The organism is Nocardioides sp. NPDC057767 (genome assembly GCF_042798275.1).
Lineage (GTDB): Bacteria > Actinomycetota > Actinomycetes > Propionibacteriales > Nocardioidaceae > Nocardioides.
Genome location: NZ_JBHVKJ010000104.1, coordinates 1 through 8,671 on the forward strand (window position 1 = coordinate 1; position 8,671 = coordinate 8,671).

The 8,671-nt window shown below is 71.1% G+C and carries 8 protein-coding genes; all 8 read left to right on the forward strand.

Going from position 1 to position 8,671, the window contains the following annotated elements; genetic code table 11:
- Positions 1-17: 17 nt before the first annotated feature.
- Positions 18-668: a hypothetical protein gene (locus tag ACFVDI_RS28055; RefSeq protein ID WP_378912166.1), complete on the forward strand. Its 651-nt coding sequence runs from the start codon at positions 18-20 to the stop codon at positions 666-668.
- A 52-nt stretch (positions 669-720) separates the two neighbouring features.
- On the forward strand, positions 721-1,665 hold the full coding sequence (locus tag ACFVDI_RS28060; RefSeq protein WP_378912167.1) for a zinc-binding dehydrogenase: 945 nt from the start codon (positions 721-723) through the stop codon (positions 1,663-1,665).
- Between the two features lie 62 nt (positions 1,666-1,727).
- A complete protein-coding gene (locus tag ACFVDI_RS28065) occupies positions 1,728-3,041 on the forward strand; it encodes a homoserine dehydrogenase (protein WP_378912168.1) in 1,314 nt (437 codons plus the stop codon).
- A complete protein-coding gene (thrC, locus tag ACFVDI_RS28070; protein WP_378912169.1) occupies positions 3,041-4,108 on the forward strand; it encodes a threonine synthase in 1,068 nt (355 codons plus the stop codon). The genes ACFVDI_RS28065 and thrC overlap by 1 nt, the downstream gene beginning before the upstream one ends.
- A 5-nt stretch (positions 4,109-4,113) precedes the next feature.
- Positions 4,114-5,037, forward strand: coding sequence for a homoserine kinase (gene thrB / locus ACFVDI_RS28075; protein WP_378912170.1), 924 nt, complete (start codon positions 4,114-4,116; stop codon positions 5,035-5,037).
- Positions 5,038-5,239: 202 nt separating this feature from the next.
- Positions 5,240-7,033: a transcription termination factor Rho gene (rho, locus tag ACFVDI_RS28080; protein ID WP_378912171.1), complete on the forward strand. Its 1,794-nt coding sequence runs from the start codon at positions 5,240-5,242 to the stop codon at positions 7,031-7,033.
- Positions 7,034-7,178: 145 nt separating this feature from the next.
- The gene (gene rpmE, locus ACFVDI_RS28085) at positions 7,179-7,391 is read left to right on the forward strand and encodes a 50S ribosomal protein L31 (protein WP_378912172.1); all 213 of its coding nucleotides are present in this window, start codon (positions 7,179-7,181) and stop codon (positions 7,389-7,391) included.
- A gap of 122 nt (positions 7,392-7,513) precedes the next feature.
- Positions 7,514-8,671, forward strand: a 1,158-nt coding sequence (prfA, locus tag ACFVDI_RS28090; protein ID WP_378912173.1) for a peptide chain release factor 1, incomplete at its 3' end; no start/stop codon positions are given.

Below are 8,671 nucleotides of genomic sequence, written 5' to 3' on the forward strand. Positions count from 1 at the left end.
GTTGAGGGTCCAGGCTGGTGACGTACGTGCCGTCCCCCTGGCGCACGTCGAGGATGCCGCGAGCGTCCTTCGCCCGGCTCACCAGGGAACGGCGCGACAGCGTGACCCGGGCGGCCCAGACGTTCGGCTGGCCGGTGGTGACCGGCAAGGCCGCGGCGCAGCGGCCGGTGCGGTGGGAGGTGCTGGGTCCGGACGTACGTGCCGAGCGCTGCGACCTGGTCGTCGACGGCACCTGCGACGGCATCCTGGTCGAGTACTGGCACGGCAAGGCGTCCCCGGGGAAGGGTCCCTGGCGCCCGGCCCGCTGGGTGGTGGTGCGGGTCCCTGCTCACCTGCCCAAGACTGCCGCGATGATCGGGCTCTCGCCGGGCTCCGGCAACACCGGCACCGGCCGCGTCCCGACCCCCGTCTTCTTCCCGCCCGAGTTCCGCGCCAAGACCAACGTGACCACCCCGGACGGCGCCGTCATCGCGGCCGACGAGGACCACGCCCGGTCGCTGTCCCGGTTCGCCAGCCACGTCGTCGACGAGCGCCTGTGGGTGGTGGCGCGCGCGGACGCGATCACCGTCACCACCGACATCGAGCCCGACGTGGAGGAGCTGCTCCGTCGCGTACGCCTGGCGCGCGATGTCGCCGCCGTCCTCAGGCCGATCCCGGAGCTCTCCTGAGGTCTCGGAAATCTCTTGACCTCAAGTCAACTTGAGCAGGTTGAATCGAGGCATGCGAGCGATCAGACAGCACGAGTTCGGTGGTCCGGAGGTCCTGCACCTCGAGGAGGTGCCCGACCCGACGCCAGGTCCGGGCCAGGTACGCATCAGGGTGGAGGCCGCCGGCGTCCACCGCCTCGACACCTCGATCCGAGCGGCCGACCTCCCGCCGACCATGCCGCGACCGGAGCTGCCGATGACTCCGGGCCGTGAGGTCGCCGGGGTGGTCGACGAGATCAGTGAAGGCGTCGACCCGGCCTGGCGGGGCGCGAAGGTCGTCGCCCACCTCGGTCCGGGAAGCAGCGGCGGCTATGCCGAGCTCGCGATCGCCGACGAGAAGCAGCTCTACCGTCGTCCCGAGGGTCTCGACTCGGCCACGGCGGTCGCCGCGATCGGCACCGGACGCACCTCTGCGGCGGTGCTCGAGGCCGCCCAGATCACTCCCGACGACGTCGTCGTGGTCACCTCGGCGGCCGGTGGCATGGGTGCGATCCTGCTCCAGGGCATCCGCAACGCGGGCGCACGCGCGGTCGGGCTCGCGGGTTCGGAGACAAAGCTCGAGATCGCCCGCGGCTTCGGCGCGCAGACGGCGATCGACTACCGCGCGGACGGCTGGCTGGAGAGCCTTCGCTCAAAGGAGCCCCGCATCACTGTTCTTCTCGACGGGGTCGGGGGTGACGTACCCAGGCAGGTCTATGCCCACCTCGACGACGACGGCCGGATGGTCCGGTTCTCCGGTGACCAGGACGGCTACGAGGGCGCCGCGAAGATCATCGACATCCTCGGCCCCTGGGTCCAGGGCCGGATCAAGGAGTTCGAGCAGGCCTCGCTCGAGGCCGCCGCTGACGGCTCCCGCACGCCGTACGTCGGCTCCGCCTTTCCGCTCGCCGAGGCCGCGGACGCCCATCGCGCGCTGGAGGCCCGGGAGACGACCGGCAAGGTCGTGCTCCTGACGTGAGAGGTGTCCGCGCCTAGAGCGGAAGTCGGCCCCTGGAGCCTGTCCCGGATACCCTTGGGCGCGTGAGCAGCAACAAGACGACCGCGCACGCCGTCGAACCCCTGGGCGTCGCCGTCCTCGGCTGCGGTGTGGTGGGGTCCCAGGTGGTCCGGCTCCTGCTCGAGGGCGACGCGGATCTCGCCGCCAGAGTGGGTGCGCCGCTGGAGCTCAGGGGCGTGGCCGTGCGCCGCCTCGACGCTCCGCGCGACGTCGAGGTCCCCGCCGAGCTGCTGACGACGGACGCCCATGGCCTGGTCGCCCGCGACGACGTCGACCTCGTGGTCGAGGTGATCGGCGGCATCGAGCCGGCCCGCGGCCTCATCCTCGAGGCGCTGGAGAGCGGCGCGAGCGTCGTGACCGCCAACAAGGCGCTCCTCGCCGAGGACGGCCCGACGCTCTACGAGGCCGCCGAGAAGGCCGGCACCGATCTCTACTACGAGGCCGCCGTCGCCGGCGCGATCCCGATCCTGCGCCCGCTGCGCGACTCGCTCGTCGGCGACCACGTCACCAAGGTGATGGGCATCGTCAACGGCACCACCAACTACATCCTCGACAAGATGGACACCTACGGTGCCGGCTTCGAGGAGGCGCTCGCCGAGGCCCAGGAGCTCGGCTACGCCGAGGCCGACCCGACCGCCGACGTCGAGGGCTTCGACGCTGCCGCGAAGGCCGCCATCCTGGCGAGCCTCGCCTTCCACACCCGGGTGACCGCCAGCGACGTCTACCGCGAGGGCATCACCGAGGTGACCGCCGGCGACGTCGCCTCCGCCAAGGCCATGGGCAGCGTCGTCAAGCTGCTCGCGATCGCCGAGCTCGACGGTGACGACGTCTCCGCGAGGGTCCACCCGGTGATGATCCCGCGCACCCACGCGCTGGCGACCGTACGCGGCGCCTACAACGCCGTCTTCGTCGAGTCCGCCTCCGCGGGTGACCTGATGTTCTACGGCCAGGGCGCGGGCGGCGAGCCGACCGCCAGCGCGGTCCTGGGCGACCTGGTCACGGTCGCTCGCCACAAGGCTCTCGGCGCCCGCGGCTTCGGTGAGTCCGCCTACGCCGCCCGAGCGGTGCGCCCGATGGGCGAGACCGTCACCCGCTACCACGTCAGTCTCGACGTGGCCGACAAGGCCGGCGTGCTCGCCGCCGTCGCGACCGCCTTCTCCGAGCACGGTGTCTCGATCAAAGCCGTTCGCCAGGAAGGCAGGGGAGAGGATGCCCAGCTCGTCGTCGTCTCCCACGAGGCCCCCGATGCCGCGCTCGCGGCGACCGTGCAGCACCTGCGCGAGATGGAGTACGTCCGCGACGTCGCCTCGGTGATGCGCGTAGAAGGAGCAGTCTGATGACCACAAGCCAATGGCGCGGCGTGATCGAGGAGTATCGCACCCTCCTCGACATCCCCCAGGACACCCCGGCGGTGACGCTCGGCGAGGGCGGCACCCCGCTGGTCCACTCCGAGTGGCTCTCCGGCGCCACCAAGGGTGAGGTGTGGCTGAAGGTCGAGGGCCAGAACCCGACCGGCTCGTTCAAGGACCGCGGCATGACCGCGGCCATCTCCGTCGCCGTCCACGAGGGTGCCAAGGCTGTGGTCTGCGCCTCGACCGGCAACACCTCCGCGTCGATGGCCGCCTACGCCGCCAAGGCCGGGATCACCCCGGTCGTGCTCGTCCCCAACGGCAAGATCAGTGCCGCCAAGATGGCCCAGGCGCTGGTCCACGGCGCCGAGGTGGTCAAGGTGCGCGGCAACTTCGACGACTGCCTCAAGCTTTCCCGTGCGCTCGCCGACAGCTACCCGGTCGCGCTGGTCAACTCCGTCAACCCGGTCCGCCTGGAGGGCCAGAAGACGGCGGCCTTCGAGGTCGTCGACCGTCTCGGCGACGCCCCCGACTACCACCTGATGCCGATCGGCAACGCCGGCAACCTGTCCGCCTACTGGCTCGGCTACGAGCAGTACGCAGCGGCCGGCCACGCCACCAAGACCCCGGTCATGCGTGCCTTCCAGGCCGAGGGCGCGGCGCCGCTCGTGCTCGGCCACCCGGTCGAGCACCCGGAGACCAGGGCGACCGCGATCCGCATCGGCAACCCGGCCTCGTGGCAGCTCGCCGAGGCCGCCGCCGCCAAGTCCGGTGGCCGTTTCCGCGCGCTCTCCGACGACCAGATCCTCTCCGCCCAGGCCCTGCTGGCCCGCAACGACGGCGTCTTCGTCGAGCCCGCCTCGGCAGCCGGTGTCGCCGGGCTGCTCGCCGACCTCGAGCTGGGTGAGACGTACGCGGGGGCCACCACGGTCATCACCGTGACGGGTCACGGGCTCAAGGACACCGCCACCGCGCTCGAGTTCTTCGGCGAGCTCCCCGAGATCGTCATCGACGCCGACCTCGAGGCCGCGGCCGCCGCCGCAGGGCTCGCGTAGCACCGATGACGTTCGTAGAAGGCCCGGTGACCGTCACCGTCCCGGCCACCTCCGCCAACCTCGGTCCCGGCTACGACTCCCTCGGCCTCGCGCTCGACCTGCGTGACGAGCTCACCGGCGAAGTGGTCTCGACAAGCTCGACCACCGGGCAACGGACCTTGGAGGTCACGGTCGAGGGAGCCGGCGAGGGGATGGTCCCGCTCGACGAGTCCCACCTGGTCGTACGCTCCATGCGGGCCGCCTTCGAGATCATCGGCAAGCAGCCGGCCGGTCTCCGGCTCCACTGCCGCAACCGGATCCCGCACGCGCGCGGCCTGGGCTCGTCCTCGGCCGCGATCATCGGCGGGCTCGTGCTCGCCCGGGCGCTGGTCGCCGGTGGCGAGCTGATCCTCGACGACGAGACGCTCTTCCAGATGGCCGCGGAGATCGAGGGGCACCCCGACAACGTGGCGCCCGCCTTCCACGGTGGCTTCACGATCGCGGGTGAGGACGACGGCTTCTTCGCGGTCCGCACCGCCGTCGATCCCCGGGTCAGCGTCGTGGTCTTCGTGCCCGCGACCGGCGTCGAGACCAAGGCCGCCCGCGGCCTGCTGCCCGAGACGGTCCCACACTCCGACGCGGCGGCCGACGCGGGACGTACGGCTCTCCTGGTCGCGGCGCTGAGCGATGCGCCCGAGCACCTGCACCGCGCGACCCGCGACTTCCTCCACCAGGAGTACCGCCGACCCGCCATGCCGGAGTCGCTCGCGCTGGTCGACGAGCTGCGCGCCGACGGCGTCGCGGCCATCGTCTCGGGCGCCGGCCCGACGGTCCTGGCGTTCAGCAGCGGCGTCGAGTCGGCCGAGACGACCAAGCTCGCCGCCCGCTGTCCGGCGGGCTGGGCCTGCCATGCGCTGAGCGTCGACATGGACGGCGTACGCATCCTCTGACCCGCCCTCCGGGCCCCTGCTGTGACGGGTGCCACGCGTGTTAGCCTGGACATACATTCGTCGGGCCGCTCAGGTCCATGGGTGTGACATCCCCCTTTCGTGCCGTGCCACTTCGGTTGGCGCGCATCGGCGCGTCAGGGGTTCTGACAAGACGAGCCGTCGGCGTCGTACGCCGATCGGCGATACGTGGGAAAGGACTCACGTGACTGAGACCACGGAATCCACTGCGCCGGAGCCGAACGCAGCCCCGAAGAAGCGCGGTGGCCTTGGCGGAATGCTCCTCGCCGACCTCAAGGCGATGGCGAACGGCATGGGCATCAGCGGGGCGAACTCGATGAAGAAGGCCCAGCTGATCGACGCGATCAAGGCTGCCCAGAGCAGCCGCGCCCAGTCGGCGCCCGCCCCGGCCGAGAAGACCGAGCGGCCTGCCGCCGAGAAGGCTGCGGAGAAGCCCGCAGACAAGCCGGCCGAGAAGGCCGAGAAGGCCGAGAAGCCCGCGGAGAAGTCCGCCGAGGCTGCTGACGCCGGCAGCGAGGGTGCCCAGCGCCCGCGTCGCCAGCGCAACCAGAACCAGAACAAGAGCACCGGCCAGGGCGGCCAGTCCGGCCAGTCCGGCCAGGGTGGCCAGGGCGGTCAGTCGGGCCAGGGCGGTCAGCCCGCAGGCGGTGGCCAGGGCAAGGGCCCAGCGAAGGCCGGCCAGCCCGCCGCGGAGAAGAAGAACGAGGACGCCCCGAAGGAGAAGCCGGCCGAGTCGGCCGACGACGCGGGCGACGACGACCAGGGCGAGGGCGGCAGCCGCCGCAACCGGCGCCGTCGTGGCCGCGACCGCGACCGCAACCGCCCGGGCCGCGGCGAGCCGGACACGACCATCCTCGAGGACGACGTGCTGGTGCCCGCAGCGGGCATCTTGGACGTACTCGACAACTACGCCTTCGTCCGCACCTCCGGCTACCTGCCCGGACCCGACGACGTCTACCTCTCCCTGTCGCTGGTCAAGCGCCTCGGCCTGCGCCGTGGTGACGCGATCGTCGGCCAGGTGCGTCAGCCCCGTGAGGGCGAGCGCAAGGAGAAGTACAACCCGATGGTGCGCATCGACTCCGTCAACGGTGCCGACCCCGAGGTCGCCAAACACCGTGTGGAGTTCGACAAGCTCGCTCCGGTCCACCCCGACCAGCGGCTGCGCCTCGAGGGCGGTGCCGACCCGGTCACCGGCCGGGTCATCGACCTGGTCGCGCCGATCGGCAAGGGTCAGCGCGGCCTGATCGCCTCTCCGTCGAAGGCTGGCAAGACCACGGTCCTGCACGCCATCGCCGGAGCGGTCACCGCCAACAACCCGGAGTGCCACCTGATGGTGGTGCTCGTCGACGAACGCCCCGAGGAGGTCACCGACTTCGAGCGCAGCGTCAAGGGTGAGGTCATCGCCTCCACCTTCGACCGGCAGCCCGCCGACCACACCGTGGTCGCCGAGCTGGCCATCGAGCGGGCCAAGCGTCTGGTCGAGCTCGGCCACGACGTGGTCGTCCTGCTCGACGGGCTGACCCGTCTGGGCAAGGCCTACAACCTCTCCGTCCCCGCCTCGGGCCGGATCCTCGGTGGCGGCGTCGACTCCGCGGCGCTCTACCCGACCAAGCGGTTCTTCGGTGCGGCCCGCAACGTCGAGGACGGTGGCTCGCTGACCATCCTCGCCACGGCCGCGGTGGAGACCGGTTCGAAGACCGACGAGATCATCTTCGAGGCGTTCAAGGACACCGCCAACTCCGAGCTGCGGCTGAGCGAGGACTACGCCGAGGCCGGGATCTTCCCTGCCGTCGACGTCAGCGCCTCGGGCACCCGCCGCGACGACCTGCTCTTCGCCGGTGGCGAGGGCGACGCGGTGCGCAAGCTGCGCGCCTCGCTGGCCACGCTCGACGGCGCCAAGGCCGCCTCGGTCCTGGTCGAGAAGGTCGCCGGTTCCGCGACCAACATGGTGCTGCTCAACGAGGTCGCCAAGAGCTGAGACGACCGTAGCGAGGTCGAGCGCCCTGGGTCCGCCGGGAATTATTGGCGGCCCCAGGCGTTCACATACACTGAATCCTCGGTGCCGGTTCACGTCCCGCAACCTGCGGCGGCGACCCGGAGCCCAATGTCTTGAGAGGAACCTCATGAAGTCCGACATCCACCCGACGTACGTCGAGACCCAGGTCACCTGCACCTGCGGCAACTCGTTCACCACCCGCAGCACCGTGGCCGAGGGCACCATCCGTGCCGACGTCTGCTCCAACTGCCACCCGTTCTACACGGGCAAGCAGAAGATCCTCGACACCGGCGGTCGCGTGGCTCGCTTCGAGGCTCGCTTCGGCAAGCGCAACAAGTAGCTGCTTCCCAGCGCCGGCCCCTGCATTCGCGGGTGGCCGGCGCTGGCGTATTTCAGCGGCACACACGGTTTGAAACACACTCCCGGGCGGAGATGTCCCGCCGGAGCGAAGCGGAGGCGCACATGACGCAGTTTGAAGCAGTCGAAGGGCTGATCGAGGAGCACGAGGGGCTGGAGAAGCGGCTCGCCGAGCCCGAGACCCATGCCGACGCGCGCCTGGCGAAGAAGCTCAACCAGAGGTACGCCGAGCTGAGCTCGATCATCGACGCCTACCGCTCCTGGCAGCAGCTGGGTGACGACATCGAGGCCGCCCGCGAGCTGGCGGCGGAGGACCCCGCGTTCGCCGAGGAGGCCGATGCGCTGGTGCCGCAGCGCGAGGCGGCCGAGGAGCGGCTGCGTCGCCTGCTGGTGCCCCGCGACCCGACCGACGACAAGGACGCGATCCTCGAGGTGAAGTCGGGTGAGGGTGGCGAGGAGTCGGCGTTGTTCGCCGGCGACCTGCTGCGGATGTACACCCGCTATGCCGAGCGCCAGGGCTGGAAGCTCGAGTTCCTCGACGCCACCGAGTCCGACCTCGGCGGCTACAAGTCGGTCACCGTCGCGGTGAAGGCGAAGGGCAACCCCGAGCCCGGCCGCGCTCCCTACGCGCTGCTCAAGTTCGAGGGTGGCGTGCACCGGGTCCAGCGGGTGCCGGTCACGGAGTCGCAGGGCCGGGTGCACACCTCGGCCGCCGGCGTACTGGTGGTCCCCGAGGCCGAGCCCGTCGACGTCGAGATCAACGACAACGACCTCCGCATCGACGTCTACCGCTCCTCCGGCCCCGGCGGCCAGTCGGTCAACACGACCGATTCGGCGGTCCGGATCACCCACATCCCCACTGGCATCGTCGTCTCGATGCAGAACGAGAAGTCGCAGCTGCAGAACAAGGAGCAGGCGATGCGCGTGCTGCGCTCGCGTCTGCTCCAGGCCGCGCAGGACGCCGCCGACGCGGAGGCCTCCGACGCCCGCCGCTCCCAGGTGCGCACCGTCGACCGCTCCGAGCGCATCCGGACCTACAACTTCCCGGAGAACCGCATCTCCGACCACCGCACCGGCTACAAGTCCTACAACCTCGACCAGGTCCTCGACGGTGACCTGGAGCCGGTCATCGGCAGCGCCGTCGACGCCGACCTGGCCGCGCGCCTGGCCTCGCTCGGCCACCCCGTCGGCGCCACCGGCGCCCGCATCCTCGCCACCCTCGCCCACGAGCTGCGCCGCCGCGAGGCCCGCTGGGGCCTGGAG